This window comes from Pseudoalteromonas tetraodonis, from assembly GCF_002310835.1.
Classification (GTDB): Bacteria; Pseudomonadota; Gammaproteobacteria; order Enterobacterales; family Alteromonadaceae; genus Pseudoalteromonas; species Pseudoalteromonas tetraodonis.
Genome location: NZ_CP011041.1, coordinates 2,432,593 through 2,455,071, shown reverse-complemented (window position 1 = coordinate 2,455,071; position 22,479 = coordinate 2,432,593). Strand labels below are relative to the sequence as shown.

23 protein-coding genes are annotated in these 22,479 nt (G+C 40.1%); 14 read left to right on the top strand and 9 right to left on the bottom strand.

What is annotated here, in order from left to right; genetic code table 11:
• Positions 1-21: 21 nt before the first annotated feature.
• Positions 22-330, bottom strand: coding sequence for an EscU/YscU/HrcU family type III secretion system export apparatus switch protein (locus tag PTET_RS11475; protein ID WP_096038650.1), 309 nt, complete (start codon positions 328-330; stop codon positions 22-24).
• A 2-nt stretch (positions 331-332) separates the two neighbouring features.
• A complete protein-coding gene (fliK, locus tag PTET_RS11470) occupies positions 333-2,498 on the bottom strand; it encodes a flagellar hook-length control protein FliK (RefSeq protein ID WP_096038649.1) in 2,166 nt (721 codons plus the stop codon).
• A gap of 113 nt (positions 2,499-2,611) precedes the next feature.
• On the opposite strand from fliK, the gene ccmA reads away from it, so the two are divergent.
• The 10 genes from ccmA to PTET_RS11420 are packed head-to-tail and all read left to right on the top strand — an operon-like array spanning position 2,612 to position 10,327.
• A complete protein-coding gene (gene ccmA / locus PTET_RS11465; protein WP_076920609.1) occupies positions 2,612-3,232 on the top strand; it encodes a cytochrome c biogenesis heme-transporting ATPase CcmA in 621 nt (206 codons plus the stop codon).
• Entirely contained in the window at positions 3,232-3,918 is a 687-nt protein-coding gene (gene ccmB, locus PTET_RS11460) for a heme exporter protein CcmB (protein ID WP_033104087.1), read from the top strand. The genes ccmA and ccmB overlap by 1 nt, the downstream gene beginning before the upstream one ends.
• Position 3,919: 1 nt before the next feature.
• On the top strand, positions 3,920-4,657 hold the full coding sequence (locus PTET_RS11455; protein WP_010387946.1) for a heme ABC transporter permease: 738 nt from the start codon (positions 3,920-3,922) through the stop codon (positions 4,655-4,657).
• 2 nt (positions 4,658-4,659) lie between these two features.
• Positions 4,660-4,863 carry a heme exporter protein CcmD gene (gene ccmD / locus PTET_RS11450; protein ID WP_008112240.1) on the top strand — a complete coding sequence of 68 codons (204 nt, stop codon included), beginning with the start codon at positions 4,660-4,662 and terminating at the stop codon, positions 4,861-4,863.
• Entirely contained in the window at positions 4,860-5,339 is a 480-nt protein-coding gene (ccmE, locus tag PTET_RS11445) for a cytochrome c maturation protein CcmE (protein ID WP_008465420.1), read from the top strand. Before ccmD ends, ccmE begins: the two co-directional genes overlap by 4 nt.
• Position 5,340: 1 nt before the next feature.
• A complete protein-coding gene (locus tag PTET_RS11440) occupies positions 5,341-7,302 on the top strand; it encodes a heme lyase CcmF/NrfE family subunit (protein WP_036953653.1) in 1,962 nt (653 codons plus the stop codon).
• Positions 7,299-7,871, top strand: coding sequence for a DsbE family thiol:disulfide interchange protein (locus PTET_RS11435; protein ID WP_013465537.1), 573 nt, complete (start codon positions 7,299-7,301; stop codon positions 7,869-7,871). The genes PTET_RS11440 and PTET_RS11435 overlap by 4 nt, the downstream gene beginning before the upstream one ends.
• Positions 7,868-8,329, top strand: coding sequence for a cytochrome c-type biogenesis protein (locus tag PTET_RS11430; RefSeq protein ID WP_013465536.1), 462 nt, complete (start codon positions 7,868-7,870; stop codon positions 8,327-8,329). The genes PTET_RS11435 and PTET_RS11430 overlap by 4 nt, the downstream gene beginning before the upstream one ends.
• On the top strand, positions 8,330-9,586 hold the full coding sequence (gene ccmI, locus PTET_RS11425) for a c-type cytochrome biogenesis protein CcmI (protein WP_096038648.1): 1,257 nt from the start codon (positions 8,330-8,332) through the stop codon (positions 9,584-9,586).
• 9 nt (positions 9,587-9,595) lie between these two features.
• Entirely contained in the window at positions 9,596-10,327 is a 732-nt protein-coding gene (locus tag PTET_RS11420; protein WP_028834001.1) for an MlaA family lipoprotein, read from the top strand.
• Between the two features lie 64 nt (positions 10,328-10,391).
• On the opposite strand, the gene PTET_RS11415 is transcribed toward PTET_RS11420, so the two are convergent.
• On the bottom strand, positions 10,392-11,615 hold the full coding sequence (locus PTET_RS11415; RefSeq protein ID WP_013465534.1) for an EAL and HDOD domain-containing protein: 1,224 nt from the start codon (positions 11,613-11,615) through the stop codon (positions 10,392-10,394).
• Between the two features lie 344 nt (positions 11,616-11,959).
• Here PTET_RS11415 and putP point away from each other — a divergent pair, with 344 nt between their 5' ends.
• Positions 11,960-13,471: a sodium/proline symporter PutP gene (gene putP / locus PTET_RS11410; RefSeq protein WP_008113313.1), complete on the top strand. Its 1,512-nt coding sequence runs from the start codon at positions 11,960-11,962 to the stop codon at positions 13,469-13,471.
• Between the two features lie 234 nt (positions 13,472-13,705).
• Here putP and PTET_RS11405 read toward each other — a convergent pair whose 3' ends face one another.
• Positions 13,706-14,005, bottom strand: a complete 300-nt coding sequence (locus PTET_RS11405; protein ID WP_013465532.1) for a YebG family protein — start codon at positions 14,003-14,005, stop codon at positions 13,706-13,708.
• 297 nt (positions 14,006-14,302) lie between these two features.
• Between PTET_RS11405 and PTET_RS11400 the strand changes: the two genes are divergently transcribed.
• Positions 14,303-14,596: a ComEA family DNA-binding protein gene (locus PTET_RS11400; RefSeq protein WP_024602041.1), complete on the top strand. Its 294-nt coding sequence runs from the start codon at positions 14,303-14,305 to the stop codon at positions 14,594-14,596.
• 12 nt (positions 14,597-14,608) lie between these two features.
• On the opposite strand, the gene PTET_RS11395 is transcribed toward PTET_RS11400, so the two are convergent.
• The 3 genes from PTET_RS11395 to nhaB form a co-directional block, all read right to left on the bottom strand.
• Positions 14,609-14,911, bottom strand: a complete 303-nt coding sequence (locus tag PTET_RS11395) for a DUF6170 family protein (protein WP_013465530.1) — start codon at positions 14,909-14,911, stop codon at positions 14,609-14,611.
• A 1-nt stretch (position 14,912) separates the two neighbouring features.
• The gene (gene dsbB, locus PTET_RS11390) at positions 14,913-15,431 is read right to left on the bottom strand and encodes a disulfide bond formation protein DsbB (RefSeq protein ID WP_013465529.1); all 519 of its coding nucleotides are present in this window, start codon (positions 15,429-15,431) and stop codon (positions 14,913-14,915) included.
• A 118-nt stretch (positions 15,432-15,549) separates the two neighbouring features.
• Complete coding sequence (gene nhaB / locus PTET_RS11385; protein ID WP_013465528.1) at positions 15,550-17,121, bottom strand: sodium/proton antiporter NhaB; 1,572 nt, start codon at positions 17,119-17,121, stop codon at positions 15,550-15,552.
• Positions 17,122-17,422: 301 nt separating this feature from the next.
• Here nhaB and fadR point away from each other — a divergent pair, with 301 nt between their 5' ends.
• Both fadR and PTET_RS11375 read left to right on the top strand, forming a co-directional pair.
• Positions 17,423-18,136 carry a fatty acid metabolism transcriptional regulator FadR gene (fadR, locus tag PTET_RS11380; protein ID WP_008109093.1) on the top strand — a complete coding sequence of 238 codons (714 nt, stop codon included), beginning with the start codon at positions 17,423-17,425 and terminating at the stop codon, positions 18,134-18,136.
• 236 nt (positions 18,137-18,372) lie between these two features.
• Positions 18,373-18,978: a peroxiredoxin gene (locus PTET_RS11375; RefSeq protein WP_008109095.1), complete on the top strand. Its 606-nt coding sequence runs from the start codon at positions 18,373-18,375 to the stop codon at positions 18,976-18,978.
• Positions 18,979-19,038: 60 nt separating this feature from the next.
• Here PTET_RS11375 and PTET_RS11370 read toward each other — a convergent pair whose 3' ends face one another.
• A complete protein-coding gene (locus PTET_RS11370) occupies positions 19,039-21,633 on the bottom strand; it encodes a TonB-dependent receptor (RefSeq protein ID WP_013465527.1) in 2,595 nt (864 codons plus the stop codon).
• 288 nt (positions 21,634-21,921) lie between these two features.
• Positions 21,922-22,401: an SsrA-binding protein SmpB gene (gene smpB, locus PTET_RS11365; protein ID WP_013465526.1), complete on the bottom strand. Its 480-nt coding sequence runs from the start codon at positions 22,399-22,401 to the stop codon at positions 21,922-21,924.
• Positions 22,402-22,479: the final 78 nt, after the last annotated feature.

The window sequence follows — 22,479 nt, the reverse complement described above, 5'->3', positions numbered from 1 at the left end:
TTTTGCTTTTATAACACTGCGTTATGCTTTTATATTTAGTTTTCCCTGAAAGTCTTGCCAACCAGGCGGAAACTTTCCTCTAACCACGTATGAAAACGCAATGAGCTCAGCAATAACAAAGTACAACTCTTTGGGGAGCTCTTCTGCGAGGTCTAATTTCGATAGCGTATTTGCAAGTGCTTCATCTTGATGGATTAAAATTCCTTTTTCTTTGGCTAGGGCAATAATTTCATCCGCCAGTTCACCAAACCCTTTAGCACTTACAATGGGTGAATGTCCTGCCTCGTAGAGTAGTCCAATTGCTGAATTGCTTTTTGATGACTCAGTCATGGCTAAACCTTAATATTAATAATGGCATGCGATTGGTAAAATGCTTGATGGTTGTCATCCGCTCGTTTTAGTTTAAGCTCACCCACTTGTAAGCCTTGTTTTGCCAGTTTTGAGCGTAAATTATCAAGATGTGGATGAGCTAAAGCGCTCACCGCTTGGGTTGAGGCTAACAACTGACAATCTAAAGCTTTATCCATGAGTTCTGCGATTATTTGTAGCTTACCCAGCTCGGCATAATCAAAGTTGAGCCTAACAAACCAGACATTTTTATCCGCTAGTTTACCGCTACTGTGCTTTTTATACTGCCCTAAAGTTATTTCTGTTTGCGCCGCTTCAGCAGGCAGCTTCATCGGTAATAAAAATTGCACTAAGGCGTTTGTGTCAGGTTGTTGGCTAATAGCAGGCGTTTGTACTTGACTTAATGTATTTTTAATTTGGGTTAATTCACCTGCTAATGCTTGTACTTGTGGTTGCTGTAATTGTTCCAACAATTTATTGGCGCTATTACCCACTTTAAACGTCGGTAATAAAACCTGCAGTAAAGCTTCTAAACCCGTTTGATTATTAATACTCACCGCACTTGGATTTTGGTTAATGATAGGCGCGGCTAAAATGCTTAATGAAAGCTGTTCAACACCTCTATTAAACGAGCTTTGTAAGATGTCGCTTTGAAGTTGTGTGGGCTTTATGGTGCTGAGTATTTCGCGCTGTATGGTTGCTGGGTGTAAATTAGTATCTGACAACATGCGATTAAAAGCCTGATTAACTAAACGGTTTAAATCGGTTCCTTGATCAGTCAGTTTGCTTGTAATGGTATTAAGTTGGCTGCTTATTATTTGGTTGGTCGCATCTTTTTTTTCTATTGAGGTGATTGGACTGTGTTTTATAACCGTCGCTAATAAGAGTTTTTCTAAAGGCTGTAAGCTCTGACCAAATGTAACTGCGTTAGTTGGTGGGGATGAAAAAGGACTCACTAAAGGAGATAAAGTATGTGCTACTAACGGTTGTTGTTGCCACATAGAAACGCTTGATTTTATTTGCTGGGTAAATTGCATTAGGGGCGGCGCTAAATTTGACACGTTTTTTAATTGTGTGATGTCAATTTTTTGCATTGAGGTGAGCCATTTTTGCTGATCATTGCCAGTAAATTCTGGTTTTTGAGATGAGCTTAAGGAAGTCGTAAATGGCTTGCTTTCAAAGTACTTTACCGCATCTAAAATACGTGTTTTAAAATCAGCAAAACTGCTTTTTAACCATGATTGTATGGGACTGTTTATCGTGCTGAGCGGATGCTGTTTACTTGGCGAGGGATCAATTAGGCCTTGCGACTGTTGCAAAGAGAGCATCTCATTAAACGGTTTACTAAATGAGTTTTTAAGGCTCACAGTCATAGTGTGATAAGCGGTTTTGATCAGTAATTTATCTGCTTGGTGAGTAATGTTTACCTTAGTCGGGATGGTAGGTAGTTCACTTAATTGTCGATGACTTAGGTTAATAGTTAATGAGTCTTTAAAAGAGTTTGGGCTTAATACCGCAAACTTAGGCATAGCATGAAGCTGAGCAGGGGTTAAATTACTGGCAAGCAACTGTGTTAGTTTGGCTTGGTTTATTGGCTGTGAATGCACTATATCAGCAAAACGGTTAATAATATTAAGTCGTGTACCTTTGCTATCCGTTTCAATCATCCCCTTTATTAAAGGCTCATCTGCGAGTAATTGTGCAACGTGTTTATTAATAGCAATACTGGCATTAAATTTTTCAATGACCAACTTTGGTGTGGGTTGTAATACCACCTGAAGTGATAGTGGACTGTTTTGAATATCACTTTGGGTGTTTATAAAATTTAAAAATCGTTGCAACTGAGCCGGTTGTTTAATTGTTAAAGTTGTATTGTTAGGGATGATGGTTAAGCTTTTACCATCTGCACTTAACTGTATGTTAGCGCTTGCTATTTTTTCAACGTTTGTGAATGTCTCAGTTGTCCCAAGGCGAATCGTTTGCCAATGCTTATTCATAAACACATCAAGCGTGACTGAATCTTTAGAAAACTGAATATTTTTTGCCGCCAGCAGTTCAGGTGGCAGTGTTGCTAACGCAGCCTTACCTGAATCAGTTGTTTGATTACTAACCTGTGGGTTAGACAATGTGATGTGCGTTGGTGTATTCATTATTTTATATCAAGTTTTCTTTATTTTAAGTAAATCGATTCTAAAGCAATATTCGTATTACCCTATCATTATGGTAGACTTACGGCTAATTTTTGGCAGAGAGAATCGTCATCTTGTTACACATTAAGTCCGTTACTTGTATCAAGCAAGAGCGTTGTTTGTTTGATGAACTTAATTTTAGCCTTAAAAGCGGTCAAATCATGCAGTTAGCTGGCCCTAATGGGGCTGGTAAAACATCATTATTGCGCATTATTGCTGGTTTTTCGCTGCCGGATGAAGGTGATATTTTATACCTAAATCAATCTATCAAAAAATATTATGATGAATATGCCAGAGACTTATTATTTATAGGCCATAAAACCGGTGTTAACGTACAACTTAGTGCACTTGAAAATGTAGCACATTGGTTGGCTATTAATGGTTATGTTGATACTCCTGATTTATACCCTTTATTAAGTAAGTTAGGTTTAGTGGGGCTGGAAGATGTGCCTGTAAGAATGTTATCTGCGGGTCAACAGCGGCGGGTGGCACTCGTTCGATTATGGTTATCTGAAGCGAAGTTATGGATTTTAGATGAACCTTTCACGGCGCTAGATAAAAGCGGGGTTGCCTTTTTACAGCAACGTTTTACTGAGCACTTATCAAAGGGGGGCGCTATTTTGTTAACAACACACCAAGATTTAACCACCCACTTTAGTGACTTACAAACGTTGACTTTGGAGTACCGCCACTAATGACACGACAGCATTCATATTGGCAGTTATTTGTCGCGGTATTTAGCAAAGACGTTAAGCTCGCTTTTCGTCAGCGCGCTGAAATAGTTAATCCTATCTTGTTTTTTTTAATTGTTATCTCACTGTTTCCATTAGCCATAGGGCCTGAGCCAGGCTTGTTATCAAGGATGGCACCGGGCATTATTTGGGTTGCGGCTTTATTATCGACCATGCTTGGCCTTGATAAACTGTTTAGAGATGATTACCACGACGGCTCTTTGGAGCAGCTCATTGCTTCGTCATACCCCTTATCATTAACGGTGCTGGGCAAAGTAGCCGCACACTGGGTGATCACCGGCCTCCCGTTAGTGCTAATGACTCCTTTATTTGCTTTACTACTAAATTTAGATACGACGGCCCTAATGGCTACGTTATTAACGCTATTATTGGGTACGCCTTTATTAAGCTTCATAGGCGCAATAGGGGCGGGCTTGACTGTGGGATTACAAAAAGGCGGCATTTTAATGAGTCTGCTCGTTTTGCCTTTGTATATTCCGGTTTTAATTTTTGCAACTTCCGCTATTGATACCAGCACTATGTCGCTGGATTACAGTGGTCAGCTTGCAATCCTTGGTGCAATGTTAGTCGTTGCGACTATCAGTGCGCCAATTGCCATATCATCAGCATTAAAAGTGAGTGTAAGTTAATATGTGGAAGTGGTTACATCCGTATGCGAAAGCAGAGCGAGCATATCAATTATGCAATACTCTACTGCCATATTTTGCAGTAGTAACGGTTATTAGTATGGTTGTTGGTTGGGTATGGGGATTAGGTTTTGCTCCTGCCGATTACCAACAAAAAGACAGTTACCGTATTATTTTTATTCACGTGCCCTCCGCTATTTTATCTATGGGCGCCTATTCATCAATGGCGATTGCTGCCATTGTTGCGCTTGTATGGCAATTACGCAATGCAGAGCTTGCGGTGATTGCAATAGCACCCGTAGGTGCCTGCATGACCGCAATAGCCTTAATCACCGGTGCTGCGTGGGGTAAACCTATGTGGGGTGCTTGGTGGGTATGGGATGCAAGACTGACCTCTGAACTTATTTTGTTATTTTTATATCTAGGGGTGTTGTCTTTGTACCATGCCTTTGAAGATAAAAAATCAGCCGGTCGCGCCGCGTCTATTTTAGCTATTGTTGGGGTTATTAACTTGCCTATCATTCACTTTTCGGTGGAATGGTGGAATACCCTGCATCAAGGGGCAAGCATCACTAAGTTTAACCGCGACGCGGTAGATCCAAGTATGTTTTGGCCGTTAATGATTAATATTTTAGCCTTTGCCGCGTTTGTTGGTACTGTGACTTTAATTCGTCTTAAAAATGAAATTTTACACCGTGAAAAGCACCGCCCATGGGTGCGACAGTTGTTAACTAAGGGGTAATTATGCAGTTTGACTCGTTTTCAGATTTTATTGCAATGGGAGGCTATGGCTTTTATGTATGGCTTTCTTTTGGTACATGCGCATTAATTTTATTAGGCATTTTATTTAGCTCGTTACGCGACAAAAAACAAATTTTAGCGTCGGTAGAGCAGCAAATTGCGCGTGAAACTCGAATTAAAAATTCTAAGCAGGAGCAAACCTCGTGAACCCTAGACGTAAAAAACGCCTTTTGGTTATTATTGCCGTACTCTTTGGTATTGGTGGATCAATTGGTTTAGTGTTGTACGCCTTACAAGAAAACATTAATTTGTTTTACACCCCCAGTGAATTAATTGATGGTAAAGGCCCGAATAAAGAAAAGCCTCATATAGGACAAAAGCTCCGCATTGGCGGTATGGTTGTCCCTGGTACAGTACAAAGAAATGAGCAAAGCTTACAGGTAAGCTTTAAGTTGATTGATACTGGCCCATTGGTCACGGTGCGTTATCAAGGAATTTTGCCTGATCTATTTCGTGAAGGGCAAGGAATTGTTGCACAAGGTGTACTAGTTGAACCTAACGTCATTGAAGCGTTTGAAGTACTGGCTAAACATGATGAAGAATATATGCCAGCCGAGGTTGCCGAGGCAGTAAAAGGAATTAAGCACGAGAAACCAAAATACAATTTAGATAGTGGGAGCTAATATGATCCCAGAACTTGGTTATTTTTCCCTAACATTGGCCATGGTACTGAGTATTCTGTTGTGTATTTTCCCACTTTGGGGTGCACACACAGGAAACCTTCGTTTGATGCGCGCTGCGCCATCACTTGCTATTGGTCAGTTTGCATTTGTTGCTTTGTCTTTTGCTGCGCTTATTTATGCCAGCTTAACCGATGATTTTACCGTATCTTATGTAGCGTATCACTCAAGTAGCACCTTGCCTTGGTATTATAAAATAACCTCAACATGGGGTGGCCATGAAGGCGCTATTTTACTGTGGTTATTAATGCAGGCCGGTTGGACCGCCGTTGTTGCTTTGCGTTCAAAGTCACTGCCTTGGGTACTTCGTGCTCGTGTATTAGGTGTGCTTGGTTTTTTAGGTGTCGGATTTATGATGTACACCTTGCTACTTTCAAGTCCGTTTGAACGTTTACTGCCCTATTTCCCTGTTGAGGGACGCGATTTAAATCCATTATTACAAGACCCGGGGATGATCATTCACCCTCCATTACTTTATATGGGGTATGTCGGTCTTTCTGTTGCTTTTGCCTTTGCTATTGCCGCGTTGTTAACCGGCAAGCTTGATAACACCTGGGCAAAATGGTCACGCCCATGGACAATGACGGCATGGGGCTTTTTAACCTTAGGTATCACCATAGGTAGTTGGTGGGCCTATTCAGAGCTAGGCTGGGGCGGCTGGTGGTTCTGGGATCCTGTTGAAAATGCATCACTCATGCCATGGTTAGTCGCAACCGCGTTACTGCACTCTTTAAGTGTGACTGAAAAACGTGGCGTATTTAAATCATGGACAGTGTTACTGGCTATTGCGGCATTTTCATTAAGTTTACTAGGCACCTTTATCGTTCGCTCAGGAATTATTGTTTCGGTGCATGCCTTTGCAACAGACCCTGATCGTGGCTTATTTATTCTTGGCTTTTTGGCCGTAGTTGTTGGCGGCGGTTTAGCGTTATATGGCTTGCGTGTCTCACAAGTTAAAAGTGAAGGGCGTTATAAATTTGTATCGCGTGAAGTGGCACTTTGGTTAAACAATATTTTCTTAGTGGTTGCTACGTTAATTGTACTGTTAGGTACATTATTACCTATGGTGCACAAGGAAATGGGGCTAGGCAGTATTTCAATTGGCGAACCTTTCTTTAATAAAATGTTTGCTATTTTACTGGTGCCATTTGCTATTTTAATGGGCATTGGACCTTTCCTGCGTTGGAAGCAAAATAAGTGGGCCTTTTTACAAAATAAAATATTTGTAGGCGCATTAGTCAGTATTATCATTACCTGCGCATGGTTATTTAGTAGCTATGAGGTAGTGACTCCATTAACACTTTTAGCAACCACGCTAGGTGTATGGATATTTATTGCCACTTTTATTGATTTATATACCAAAGCAGCGGTTCATGGCTCGCTTAAGCTCGGTATAAAGCGTTTAGGTTTAAGCTATTGGGCAATGGTGCTGGGGCATGTTGGTTTAGCCTTCGTTATAGCGGGCATTACACTCACCTCGGCGTATTCAGTTGAGCGTGATGTATCGATGAAGCAAGGCGATATCGTGCAGCTTAACCAGTATCAATACCGCTTTGAAGGTGTGAAGACTATTCGTGGTGCAAACTACAGTGGTCATGCTGGTGTCGTGACGGTATTAAAAGGGAATGACACTGTAACGCGTTTATATGCAGAAAAGCGTCGTTACGATATTGGTATGCAATTTATGACCGAAGCCGCTATTGATGCCGGATTCACTCGTGATTTATATCTTGCGCTTGGTGAGCAACTAAGTGAAGGGGCATGGTCATTACGCATTTACCATAAGCCGTTTGTACGTTGGATGTGGATTGGCGGTATTCTGATCTCACTCGCTGGTTTTGTGATTTTATTCGATAAGCGCTATCGCGCCTCACCGCGAAAAGATGAAATAGAGGGGGCAGTATGAACCGTAAACTTATCGCAATTGCCCCTTTATTAATTTTTATCTTTATTTGTGTGTTTTTATACCAAGGGTTATTTGCCAACCCGCGGGAAATACAAACAGGGCGAATTGGTCAAACGGTGCCTGCGTTTAATTTACCTGATTTAATGCAAGACGATAAACGTTGGACTGATGAGCAGCTAAAGGGTGACGTGTATTTACTAAACGTATGGGGCACATGGTGTCCGACGTGTTTAGCTGAGCTTGGCTATTTAACTAAGCTACGCGAGCAAGGGGTTAAAATTATCGGCTTGTATTATGTACAAAGTTACGACGCCGATTTTGATGGCCCATTTGATATGCAAGCGCTGCGTGATGATGTGAGTAATATGCTTTCACGTGCGGGCGACCCTTATCAATTTAATATTTTAGATTTAGAACGTTCATTGTCTTTAGATTTAGGGGTGTCCGGTGCACCAGAGACATTTTTAGTAGATAAAAATGGCACCATTTTGTTACATCACACTGGTGATATAAACCCTCGAGTTTGGCGTGCTAAGTTTGCGCCTATTATGCAGGAGCTGCAGCCATGAGATTGTTTTTATTAACCCTTAGCTTGTTTGTTAGTGTAGCTGCGTTTGCTCAGCAAGACCGTTATCAATTTGATAGCAACGAGCAAGCTGTTCGCTTTGAAGAGCTAACAAAAGAATTACGTTGCCCGAAGTGTCAAAATCAGAATATTGCTGACTCTGATGCCGTTGTCGCAAAAGACTTGCGCGAGCGAGTGCTGGCGTTGGTAAAAGATGGCAAAACCAAAGATGAAGTTATTGATTACATGATTGATCGATATGGCTATTTTGTTCATTACGATCCACCGGTAACACCTGCCACGTTAATACTGTGGGTACTTCCGGTACTCATCGTAATAATTGGGTTTGGCTTTATTGTGATTCGCCAACGTAAAGCGTCGGTAAAACAAACCTGGAGTGACGCTGATGAAGTGATGCTCAATAAGCTGATTAAACAAAATAAACATCAGGAGCAAAGTTAAATGATTTTAATGTGGGCGTCTTTTGCTTTACTCACACTCATTGCATTGCTGTTTATTATTGTGCCTTTTTTAAAAAAAGAGCGCATAGTAACCATCACCCATAACGCCAATGCACAGCTTATCAGCATTTATGAACAGCGTTTAGTTGAATTACAGGCAGATTTAGATAATCAACGTATAGACTCGCAAAATCACAGCGAAGCTATTATTGAATTAAAACGCCGTTTACTTAATGAATTATCGCCGGAGAAGTCACTAAATAGCCGTGGTGACAATCGTATATTTGCTTTAACAGGGGCGGCGTTTTTAATTGCATTAGCAGGTATTTTCTATGCAATGACAGGCAGCCAGCAACAAATTGCAGCTTGGCATGATGCAATGGATAACTTGGCCGATTATGGTCAGCGCGCCGTAATGCAAAAGGGCGAGCCATTAACTAAAAATGAGTTACAAGCGTTTGCCCTAGCACTGCGTACTAAGTTAAGCCAAAGCGGTGATGATGAAGTCGCTTGGATGTTGTTAGGGCGTGTTGCTTTAATGCTAAATGAATTTGATATGGCGAAACAGTCATTCGATAAAACATTAAAAATAAACCCTGATAATATGCAAGCGCTTGTTAGCTACTCTCAGGTGCTATTACTTGAGGGCAGTGAAGAAAACATGACTCGTGCAGCGGGTATGCTTTCTAAAGTACTGCAAGCTCAACCAAATAACCTTGATGCGATTTCGTTACTTGCACTAATCGCCTTTGAGAGAAAAGACTGGCTACAGGCAAAGGCAGCGTTTGAGGTGCTACTTGCAAGTATGGATGAGTCTGATACGCGCTATGCTATGATCAACCAACGTATTAGCGAAATCGATCTACAAATTGCTCAGCAAAACGTGGCAACCAGTGGCGATCAGTTAGCGGCTCAAAGTATTCAAGTTACCGTTGATATCGATAGCCAACTTGCAGACAAACAGCCCAATAAGGGTATTTTGTTTGTGTTTGCTAAAGCGGCTAAGGGATCACCGATGCCTTTAGCCGTGGTCAAACTAACAGACTATAGCTTTCCAATTACGGTTGAGCTGAGCGATGCTAATGCCATGATGGCAGGGCTAAACTTATCGAGTGCGAGTGAAATTATCATTTCTGCGCGTATCTCTAATGATGATTCAGTTATGCCAAGCACTGGGGAGCTTGAAGGGCATTCTCAAGTGCTTGCTTCTAAAGAGGTGCGCCAAGTGCAACTGAACATTGATACATTAATACCTTAAGGATTTGAGATGTTAAAACAAGGCTTACTTTTATTATGTTTACTCACGTTATCGGGTTGTGCTCAAGTTCCTGAGAGTAAATATGATGAGCGCGATCCCATACAAAGTGTAAACAGACCTATTTATGACTTTAATATGGACGTACTTGATGCTTATATTTTAAGGCCTGCGGCAGTGGGTTATATAACAGTAACCCCACAGCCTGTGCGTCGAAGTATTGTGCATTTTACCGATAATATTACAGCACCGGTTGATATTATTAATGCGGGTCTGCAAGGAAAGCCAAGCAGTGCCGGAATTAATTTTGCGCGCTTTTTAGTGAACTCTACGGTGGGGGTGTTTGGCTTATTTGACGTTGCAAGTTCGTTAGGGCTTGAAGTAACTGATGAAGATTTTGGCCAAACCTTAGGTGTGTGGGGAGTAGGCGATGGTGCCTATTTAATGATCCCTGCAATGGGGCCATCAACTGCACGCAACTTAACCGGTGATGTTGTTGATAATGTGGTTTTACCTGAAATTGCACTGACAACACCACAAACAATTTTAGTGTTTGCGTTAAAGGCGGTTGAGGCAAGGGCGTCTTTAATGGCTCAAGAGGGTTTATTAAATGATTCATTAGACCCATACCTGTTTGTTAAAGACATTTACTTTCAGCGTCAGTTATATGAACTCTACGATGGCAATCCGCCAATAAAAGAAGAGCCTGAAGATTTTGACGAAGATTTCTTAGAAAGCCTTTGATAAAAATAAAAACGCCAGCAAATGCTGGCGTTTTATTTTTAGTTATTAATTACTAATGAGCGCTTTAATTATCAATCATTATCTGCATTTGTTCACTAACCCAATTAAGTGCTTCGTGGTAAGCATCAGGCACATCATCACCCAAGTTAAGCTGTTGGGCTTTATCGTTAGCAGCGTGCCAGTTACCCTGCTCATAGAGGGTTACTAAGTTTAAATACTCAGCAAGCAGCCCTTCATTGTTTAACAGTGCCGCTTTTATCTCATTTGAAAGCGGTAGTTTAAGCATTACACTGTCCATCTCTTCATCTAGTATGGCATCCATAAGCGACATCATGCCGGTTAAAAATGCTATTCCTGTATCTCTAAGTTTGCCATGTGAAATTGCTAAAAGCTCACAAAAACGCGCGCGTGTTAGCGACAACCTAATAAGCTCCAGAGGTTTGTCTGCAGAGACTTGTGCGGCAAATAATAAAGAGAGTAGTTTTTTTATTTCAGCCGCGCCCAATACAATAAGCGCTTGTTTTATTGTGTTTATTTCAGAGCGGCGAGCAAATGCTGCCGAATTTGAGTAGCGTAGCAGCTTATACGATAAGTTGACATCACGCTCAAATACATCGGTGATTTTTTTAAGATCCATTTCTACGCTGGATGTTTCATAGAGTAGCTCAGCCAATGCCATGCCCGATGGCGGTAAGGCCTTGCTTTGCACCATTTCTGGTTTTGAAAAGAAAAAGCCTTGAAAGTATTCAAAACCTAGTTCAAAAGCTTGATTGTAAAGCGCGTAAGTTTCAACCTTTTCAGCAAGTAATTTTATGTGTGGATAAGGTTTTAAATCCTCTATGATCGTTTTAACGTTTTCAATATCACAAGTTAAAAAGTCGACTTTAATAATATCGATAAACGGATAAAAGTGCCGCCATACAGGTTGATGTGCATAGTCATCTAGCGCTAGCGTATAGCCTTTTTCTTTTAGGTCTTTAACAATTGCCAATAAGCGTTTACCTGGCTGGACGGTTTCGAGTATTTCAATTACCACCCCATCTTTGTTTAAAAGGGTTGGGTAGCCTTTTAACAAGGTGTCTAAGGTAAAGTTAATATAAGCGGGTTTATTATCAGTTAAATCTTCTAAGCCAAAGTTAAATTGACTGCCTTCAATCAGTCGAGACGTGGCTTCATCGCCGTCAATATTTGGAAATACGTTATCAACTCCATCACGAAATAAAAGCTCATAGCCAATTAGTTCTTTATTGCGATCTAAAATAGGTTGCCGAGCAGCGTAAAAATACATATAGGATTCCGAAAGAGTAGAAATTGATTAACATTGTAATAATATATTGGAAAACATTCAAAATAGCATCGGTAAAATGAACATTATTAATAAAATACTATGGTTGGTTTGGTATTTCTTAATCTAATTTTATTGTTTTTCATTTTATTTGTTTCAAAAGTGAGCTAACCGATGGTTTTTTATCTACTTAAATGAGCGGGTTGGAGTTATTAGCAATTACCGTGTTATAGTTCAGTAGAAAGCTTTTATTCCAATACTGTCTTAATTATAAGATTTCAAGAGTCATTATTTGGATTAAAAGCCTGTTATTACTTATTTAAGTGGAGGCAAATTTGGAAACAGGAATGATTATTTCACTGGCATTATATTTTATTGTAATGCTGGGAATAGGACTATACGCATATAAGCAATCTACCAGCGATATATCAGGGTATATGCTAGGTGGTCGTAATTTAGCCCCCAGTGTTGCTGCCTTATCAGCGGGTGCATCAGACATGAGTGGTTGGTTACTTATGGGCCTACCTGGCGCAATGTACTTGTTTGGGCTTAGCAAGGTTTGGATTGCTATTGGCTTAGTATTAGGCGCATGGGCAAACTATTTCTTAGTCGCCCCAAGACTGCGTGTTTATACTGAAAAAGCAAATGACTCTATTACCATCCCTGATTATTTTGCAAATCGTTTTGATGATAACAAGAATATCCTCCGTGTGATCTCTGCAATTGTTATTATTGTGTTCTTTACTTTGTATACTTCATCAGGCGTAGTCGCCGGTGGTAAGTTATTTGAAAATTCATTTCAGATGAGTTACGAAATGGGTTTATACATCACCACGGGTGTGGTTGTTGTTTACACCTTATTTGGTGGTTTTTTAGCGGTTAGCCTAACAGACTTCGTGCAAGGTTGTATTATGTTTATCTCCTTGCTTGCAGTACCTATCGCTACTTATATGATGCTAGATCAGCCATTTATGGATACTTTAGCAAATGCAAATTACCAGCAGTTGTTAAGTTCACCAAAAGCCAGTGAAATCCATTCATTGAATATGCTTGATTGGTTTGCTGGTGGTTCTACCATTGCTATTATTTCTGCGATGGCTTGGGGCTTAGGCTACTTTGGTCAGCCACATATTATTGTTCGCTTTATGTCTATTCGCTCAGTAAAAGAAATGCCAACTATGCGTCGTATTGGTATGTCTTGGATGACACTATCTGCGATTGGCGCGGTATTTACCGGTTTATTTGGTGCTGCCTTTATGATTGAAAATCAAATGCCAATTGCCGATAAAGAGACCATTTTCTTAGTATTAGCTGAACTTATTTTCCACCCATTAATTGCTGGTTTCCTACTGGCTGCTATTTTAGCTGCGATTATGAGTACGATTTCATCGCAATTATTGGTGTGTTCAAGCTCGCTTACTGAAGACTTCTACAAGATTTACTTAAACCGCGATGCCTCGCAAACTGAGCTGGTGTTAGTAGGGCGTATTAGCGTAATACTGGTTGCGTTATTTGCTATTTACCTAGCGTATGACCGTAATAGTTCAATACTTGATTTAGTTAGTAACGCATGGGCTGGTTTTGGTGCTGCATTTGGTCCACTTGTCTTGTTTAGCCTTTACTGGAAACGTATGAACTTAAAAGGGGCTATTAGCGGTATGGTTGTTGGTGCTTTAACAGTGCTTGTATGGATTTATGCGCCTATTACCATTAATGGTGAGAGCTTAAGCAGTGTAATTTATGAAATCGTCCCAGGCTTCATTTTAGCGAGTATTGCTATTGTGGTAGGAAGCCTTGTGACAGCTGAACCGAAAAAAGAAATTACTGATCTGTTTGATGAAGTTGAATCGTCATTGTAACTGATTAGCTAACGTAAAGTGTTGGTTTTTATAAATGCCAATCAGTTTAACTGGTTGGCATTTTTTATTGGCTGACCTTTAGCAGAGACCATTCATCTCGTTTAAACAGCTGAGATTATGACGCTTAATCACCGATTACTTGCCTTTAGCTATTATTATTTAAAGGCATAAAAAAACTGAATTCGAATACCGAATTCAGTTTTTTTAATAATTACTATTGAGCTTTTGAAAGTACTAACTCGCTGCTTTATCTTTTATATCCGCAACGTTATCTGACTTTGTTTTTTTAGCTTTAGTGGGTACTTCTTTACCACCTTTAAGTACGGCCATAAAGTCGTCTTTACTTTTTGCAATCTCCAGCGCGAGCGACTCAACCTGTTGTTCACTTAGTGGCACATCTACTTTTTCAAGCATGAGTTCTAGTGACTCGGCAATATCGAGCATTTTGTCATAGGCATCAGCTTCTTTTTTAGTAGTAAACGTCATGCGCTCGACTCCGTTTCGTTCTACAACATATTTAACAACAACAGCCATGATTTCTCCTGCTTACTTACGTGGCAATATGATTATTTTAAATCATTAGATTACTGTTTTTATATACAGTACAAGCTTGCGCGTGGTTTTGCAAGCTTTAGCCTTAGTTTATCTGCAGCTTGGTTGACAATAAAGAGTAACTCTACTTTATTTATTAAGTCACTTTATAACGCGTTGCAGTAAAGGAGTCGCAAGGAGTGATTGTTACCGTTAGTACTTAGTAACCACAACGTTATGTAAAAGTGCTGGGTGTAAATAATCAACGAATGTTCATGTAAGAACACAAAAGGAAATAGTATGAAATTAATTAAAATCATCTCATTAGCCGCTGCTTTATGTTTATTACCTATGGGTACCACCTTTGCGCAAAGCGATATGCTATCAGAGCAGATGCAATCAGCCGTGGTTAATATTAATACTGCTGATTTAAAACAGTTAATTAAGTTACCAGGTGTTGGCAAGAAAAAAGCACAGGCAATTATCGATTATAGAGAAACAAATGGTGATTTCGCATCACTTGAAGATCTAGCTAAAGTAAAAGGGGTGGGTAAAAAAATGCTAGCCAAACTTGATGGAAAGGTGGCGTTTTAACTTAAAAGGGCGCTATGCGCCCTGATTAAACTGTTTTAAGGCAGCACCAAGGTGCTTTTTAGCAAAATTAACATCTACGGGGGCGGTTAGTAGCGGGTAGCTCAAACCAGCCACAATCAAAAAGGGCACGAGTAGCCATCCTTCAAAAAGGGTAAATATTAAAAAAAATGGGCTTAGCAGCATAAGCTTTACAATACGCATTAACACTCTATCACTAGGAGAGAGCATACTTAACGAGATCGCAATAACGGTTTGTCTTTGACGAACTTTTAAGTGTTTAAGTTCGTCAACGTGGCTTGAAAAAAAAGTAAACATATTAAAGTGACTTTTTAGAGATTAATCGACTGGCCACTAACGCAATAAGTGTGGCGGTAAACAATACAAAAATAACTTCCATCCATGCTGGCATACTTAAGCCTGCAAATTGCCAATCTATGTTTCCGCAATCACCGGTTGCCTCAAAAAATTGCGGTATCCAATGATGTAATGGCATAAACTCTGGAAAATTTGGCTCAAACTCACAGCTAAATGCGAAGGGGTCAGTGGTTGTTTGCATTTCAATGTGCTCACGAGCTATTAGTAACCCCCATACACTTGAAACCCCCCACACTGTATAAGCGACAATACGGACTACGAGGTTGTTTGGTTTACTGGCGCCAATAATACCGGCAAAAAGTAAGCCTAATACCGCGGTGCGTTGGTAAATACACATAATGCACGGTGCTAATCCCATGTTGTATTGAAAAAAGAGCGCGATGACTTCAAGCAGAAAAACAATCCCACTGAATAATAACCAAGGTGTACGTTGAGTACTTAGATTAGCAAGCCAGTTCATAACAAATCCGTATTTAAATAAGGGCTTAGATTATGACGTAGGATAAACAGCGGAGCAAGTAAAAGGGAAAAAGTGAGGAGCTATGAAATTTCCTAGCTCCTCAAAGTCGGGGAAGCTCTTAATGCCCAGAATTCGCTACAGGGATGTGGTGTTGTATTATCCCCCAGTCATAAAACAAACTGGTTATTTCACTCAAGCCAAAATAAGTCGCGCTTAACCCAACAAAGGTAAGCACAAAAGTGTAAGGTAAAGCCATATACACCATTCGACCGTAAGATAGGCGTAACACGGGAGCTAGTGTTGATGTCAGTAAGAATAAGAAAGCAGCTTGACCATTAGGGGTGGCCACGCTGGGTAAGTTTGTGCCGGTGTTTATCGCCACTGCAAGTAAATCAAATTGGTCTCGAGTTATCTGACCTGCTTTTAGAGCTGCAGCAACTTCATTTATATATACAGTGCCGACAAATACATTATCACTGACCATTGAAAGCAATCCATTAGCGATAAAAAACATCACCAATTGTAAGTGCCCTTCAAATGTTAGTACCCAAGTAATCACAGGGGTAAAGAGTTGTTGATCGATGATTACTGCAACCACACTAAAAAATACACAAAGTAGTGCCGTGAAGGGGAGGGCTTCTTCAAAGGCTTTACCGAGTTGGTGCTCTTCTATTATACCGGCAGACGACGTGGCTAAAATAATCACCGATAAGCCAATTAAGCCCACGGTTGCTAAGTGTAACGCTAAGCCAGTAATTAACCAGATAGCGATTAGTGCTTGAATTGTGAGGTTAACTCTATCGCGTTTGGTGCGTTTTTTATCAAGTGTTTGTGCATGGTTTTTTAAAATAGCATGAATTGTTTCTGGCAGTTTTGCCCCATAGCCAAAGGTTTTTGTTTTTTCTAATAAAAAGGTTGTTAATAAGCCCGCAAAAAGCACGGGTAAAGAAACGGGCAGCATTCTTAAAAAGAACTCACCAAATAGCCAACTTGCTCGCTCTGCAATAATTAAGTTTTGTGGTTCACCAACCATAGTACACACGCCGCCAAGTGCGGTTCCAATCGAGGCATGCATGAGTAAATTACGTAAAAAAGCACGAAACTCTTCAAGCTCTTGACGGTTTACCTCTTTTACTTGGTTATCATCGTTAATATCGTGCTCACTAATAAAATCTTTTCCTGAAGCCACCTTGTGATAAATACTATAAAAGCCCATGGCCACCGCAATAACAACCGCCATTACAGTCAGGGCATCCAAAAAAGCTGATAAAAACGCAGCAGCTATTGCAAAGGCAAGCGATAAAACGGTCTTACTTCTTACTGAAACCACTAACTTGGTAAAAATATACAGCAGCAGATCTTTCATGAAATAAATACCGGCAACCATAAAAATAAGTAATAAAAGCACATCTAGGTTTTGTGCTATTTCATGTTCAACTTGCGTGGTTGATGTCATACCAATTAATAGTGCCTCAATGGCAAGTAGACCACCAGGTTGCAGTGGGTAACATTTGAGCGCCATGGCCAATGTAAAAATAAACTCAATAACCAGTACCCAGCCAGACAAATAAGGGTTTAATTGAAACAGCAGCGGGTTAATTATTAAAAATGCAATAATGGTGTATTTATACCATTGAGGTGCTTTACCTAAAAAATTTATAAATATTGCAGATGGGACACTCTGTTGCATGATTTTTCCCTAGGGAGGCGTTTAATAGTCTGGTTAATGTCATTAACTTAGTCCAGCTTATAGAGGGTGTAAACAACTAAATAATAATAGTCAAAGTGTCTGGTATGAATAATAGGTTGGCATTCATATTGTGTTTAAAACCTATCGGTAAAACTAGCGAATCATACAAGTAAAGTTGCCTTTTTAATCACATACCTAGGTAATTTAACTTACTTTACTTGTTAGTTGTGGCTTGTCTGGTACAATCAGTCAGTTAATCGTATGTAGCGATGTGATGTGAATTAATTCGAGTAGGAATTGAATGAGAATTTTTAAAGCGAAAAGCCCAGCAGGATTTGCTGAGGAATACATAGTAGAGTCAATCTGGAATGGTGATTTTCCTCCAGGTTCAATTCTGCCTGCTGAGCGTGAACTCTCAGAGTTAATTGGTGTTACTAGAACCACATTACGAGAAGTATTACAGCGATTAGCTAGAGACGGTTGGTTAACAATACAACATGGTAAACCTACTCGCGTTAATAACTTTTGGGAAACCTCAGGATTAAATATCCTTGAAACACTGGCACGTTTAGATGAAGATAAAATGCCAGAGCTAACCGATCAGTTACTCTCAGCACGTACTAATATCAGCGCAATTTATACCCGTGCAGCTATAAAACTTGCACCAGAGCGTGTTATCGAAATTTTATCACAAAGCGATGAATTAGAAGACAGCGCGCAAGCGTTTGCAGATTATGATTATAAAGTTCATCATGAATTAGCTGTTGCCGGTAATAATCGCATTTATGTGCTCATCCTTAATGGCTTTAAAGGTTTTTATTCTAAGATTGGCTGCCATTACTTTTCAGATCCTCGCACTCGCGAGCTTGCACGCCAGTTTTATAAAGACTTAACTAAGCTTGCTGAGAATAAAGAGCACGATGGTGCAATATTCATGATGCGTAAATATGGTCATCAAACCGGCGAAATATGGCAACATATTCGCGGTGATATGCCTAGCGATATTATGGATTAGTAAAAAGAACCTGCTTAAAGCAGGTTTTTTTATGATTAAAAATCAGTCCATTTATCAAGCGTTCGCTATTTTAGAACGGTGCTATCTATAAATACGATTGTTAATTTATTTTTGATAGCCATAGAATAATGTTTAATTAAATATGGTTGCTATTGTAATTTTAAAATTAGTGCCCATATTAGTAATCAGTATTGCGTAAGCAATTGACAATAAACTCAAAATATTTGGAGAATAAAATGGGTGTATTAGTAGGCCGTCAGGCACCAGACTTTACCGCTGCAGCTGTTCTAGGTAACGGTGAGATTGTAGATAGCTATAACCTTCACGAAAAAATCAAAGGTAAAAAAGCAGTAATCTTTTTCTACCCACTAGATTTCACATTTGTATGTCCTTCTGAGCTTATTGCTTTTGATAAGCGTTATGCAGAATTCCAAAAACGTGGCGTAGAAGTAATTGGTGTTTCTATCGATTCACAATTCTCACACAACGCATGGCGTAACACGGCTGTAGCAGACGGCGGTATTGGTAAAGTTCAATACGCACTAGTTGCAGACGTTAAACACGAAATCTGTAAAGCATACGACGTTGAGCACCCAGAAGCGGGCGTTGCATTTCGTGGTTCTTTCCTAATCGATGAAGAAGGTAACGTACGTCACCAAGTAGTGAACGATTTACCACTGGGTCGTAACATTGACGAAATGATCCGTATGGTTGATGCACTAGCATTCCACAGCGAGCACGGTGAAGTATGTCCTGCTGGTTGGACTGAAGGTAAAAAAGGAATGGACGCAAGCCCTGAAGGCGTTGCTAAATTCTTATCTGAAAACGAAGGCGAGCTATAATTTAGCCCTTTAGTTTAAGAAAAAAAACCGCCAAAATGGCGGTTTTTTTATTATTTTAAATTAAAACGAAAAGCTAACTTTAGTGTAAATGTAACGACCACGAGGGTTGTGTACACCCGATGCGTAACCATACAGATCTGAATCACCGTCACCAATTGCAAACGGTGGCTCTTCATCAAATAAGTTGTTCACACCTAGTGATACTTTTGCTGACTTAGTAATACGGTATGATGTTTGTAAATCTACCAGTACTTGTGAATCAACAGTACGTGATGTATTACTATCGAAGTCTAAGTTACCATCGAAGTCAATATCTGGCGTATCTTCAAACTCACCTACATAACTAATGTTCATGTTTGTGTTGAACTGACCAATTTCCCAGTTAGTTGAGAAAATCCAGCGATGCTCTGGGTAACCATATTCGCCGGTATAATCGCGGCCGTCTTTTTCAAATTTATCTTGATAAGCCCATTCTAAATTGAATTTTAGTAAGCCTAAATCATCCAGTGAGTGGTTGTAATTTGCTGAAATATCAACGCCCGAAACTTCTTGTGATGATACATTTTCAAAAGTACTGAAAATCTTTTGAATAGTCCCTAAACTGTCCGTACCTGAAGGAGGTAAGCGAACACATACGGTACTGTTTTGGTTATTACACTCTGAGTTGTAAATTGGACCAAACTCTTGCTCATCAATTTTATTGTCTTGGGTGATACTCCATACATCTACACTCAAACCAAAGTCAGTTGTAGGTGCCCAAATAAAGCCGACGTTCCAAGATTCAGACTCTTCAGCTTCTAAATCAGGGTTACCGGCAAATTCAATGTTGTAATCTAGCGGATCACAATCTTTACCTGTTGCATCACAGCGATAGTTATCAATAAAGAACTGACTTTCCTGAGATGGCCCTAAACCTACTTGTGCAAGTGACGGTGCTCTAAAGCCTTGCGCCCATGAACCACGTACTGTGATTTCATCTGTAGGTGCCCAGCGTAAAGCGACTTTAGGATTGGTTGTGGTACCAAAGTCACTGTAATCATCGTAACGACCAGCAAGTTGTAGCTCTAAGTTCTCAGCAAGTGGAATTGAAAACTCTACATAGGCAGCGTATTGGTCACGCTCTGCTGCAGCTGACACAGACTCGGTACCAAAGATTAATCCTCGTTGGAATTGATCATCTGGCGTATCCGTTACGTCCTCTTCGCGGTATTCAATACCGGCCGCCATCATGACAACATCATCACCAAAGCTAAATGCTTCACCTGAAATGTTAGCATCGAACGACGTCATATGAGACTCGCCTTGACGAACCAAACTCGTAGTAATTCTATCAATTACGGCCGGATCGTTGTAAGTGCCGCCAAATGGGTTGTAGTTACCGGCATCAATTTCTTGTTGTAAGAAGTCGGTGCGTACCCAACCTTGTGAGCGATCCCCAGTTTGTAATGACTTACTACGTCCTTTTTGTACCGCTGTTTCCCAGCTCCAATCGTTTATTTCACCTTTTAAACCAGCAACAAAACGTAATGTGTCTGATTCGATATCCCATTGGCGCGCACCCGCATCTACGGTTCTGTAACGACCTATTTCAATATCTTGGCCGAATGGGTTATTAGGGTGACTACCTGGTACTGTTAAGCCCGCATCTTCATCAAGTGGCGTTGGGGCACCTGCTGCAATTGAGCTGTTGTGCTGAACGGCCATTTCTAAGAAGCCCGTTATGCCATTATCAAAGCGGTATTCAAATTGTGAAATAGCACCTACACGTTCTGATGCCGGTGCAATATAGCCAAATGGACCATAGTCAAATAAACAACTGCCACTTGATGTTGCATTTTCTGCAGGACACGCAGGGTCAATTGTTTTAACGCCATCAACATAGAAGTAGCCAGGGAAGCCACGTGATGAACGGAAATCTTCACCGCCATATGGAGATTGATTAGCAGTACCTAAACGCCCCATTTCATCTGATGATAAAGAGGTATTTTTAAAGTAATCAATAATAACGGATGCGCTACTTTTTGCACTAGTAGTACCCCAAACAATACTGGCTGTAGTTTCTTCATAGTTAGGGCCATCTGTGCCGCCGTAACCTAAGTTTACTTCAATACCGTCAATATCTTTTTTCAAGATAACATTTACAACACCCGCTACAGCATCAGAGCCATAGATTGCTGAGGCGCCATCTTTTAAAATATCAATACGTTCGATTGCTGAAACAGGAATACTGTTGATATCAACGAATGAGTTGGTGATCCCTTCAGCAAATGCACTGATTGCAACACGACGACCATTAATAAGTACCAAGGTAGCATCGGCGCCTAAGCCACGAAGGCTGACGGCAGCTGAGCCATTTGCGGTTGAGTCTTGGTTATTACCACGGGTTGAAAAAGTACCATTACCTGCAACAGGCATTCTTTCAAGAAGCTGTTGTAGGTTGTCATAACCCATGTTTTCGATGTCTTCTTTATTAATGGATTGTACTGGAGACGGGCCTTCGATGTCCGAACGTTTGATACGAGAGCCTGTTACTTGAATACGTTCTACTTTTTCTGCAGTTTGCTGTGCAGCATAAGTCGTTGTACTAAAACCTGCTGACAATGCGATAGTAGCACCGATGATTAAGCTCGGTGTAAATGCAATTGATTGCTTCATCCTTAAGTCCTTGTTGATATGTTATAATTTACTTGTTTTACAAGTCGAATTATTAATACCATGTAACTTAACTGTTGTCAATTGGCCACAAAGATGATTTTGTTATCTGCACTAATATGTACTGATTTTCTCAATAAAGGTAAACGATAGGATGCTCGCTATTTGGCGCTGTAACGTGATTTAGTTATTATTAATAAACAAAACGCCGAGCGACTTTAATTTGTAATAATTTGTATTTTCCTAAAAATTTAGCAAAAAAAAGCCTAACATGATGTTAGGCTTTTTTATTTAAACTTTATGTTTCATTAAGCGTTCTTTTTCACGGGACCAATCTTTATTTTTACCGTCTTCACGTTTGTCATGCATTTTCTTACCTTTCGCTAAATGGAATTCAAGCTTTACCCAGCATTTTTTCCAATACATAGCTGTGGCAATTAATGAATAACCATCACGCTCGGTTGCACCAACCAAACGGTCAAGTTCACGTCTGCTTAGTAATAATTTACGATAACGCAGCGGGTCGCAAATAACATGGGTTGATGCACTATTTAAAGGCTGGATTGTGCTGCCTAATAAAAACGCTTCACCGTTTTTAAGATGAATATAAGTTTCAGAGATATTTACTTTACCTGCTCGGATACTTTTTACTTCCCAGCCTTGGAGTTCAATACCTGCTTCAAACTTGTCGTGTAAAAAATACTCGTGTCGCGCTTTTTTATTTAGCGCGATGGTATTACTTGTCGATTTTGATGAATTTTTCTTAGCCATAGTGCCCTATAATATACGTTATACGAGATGTTTTACATCGATTTTTTTAAATTATACATGCAAAAGCGAAGGATTCAT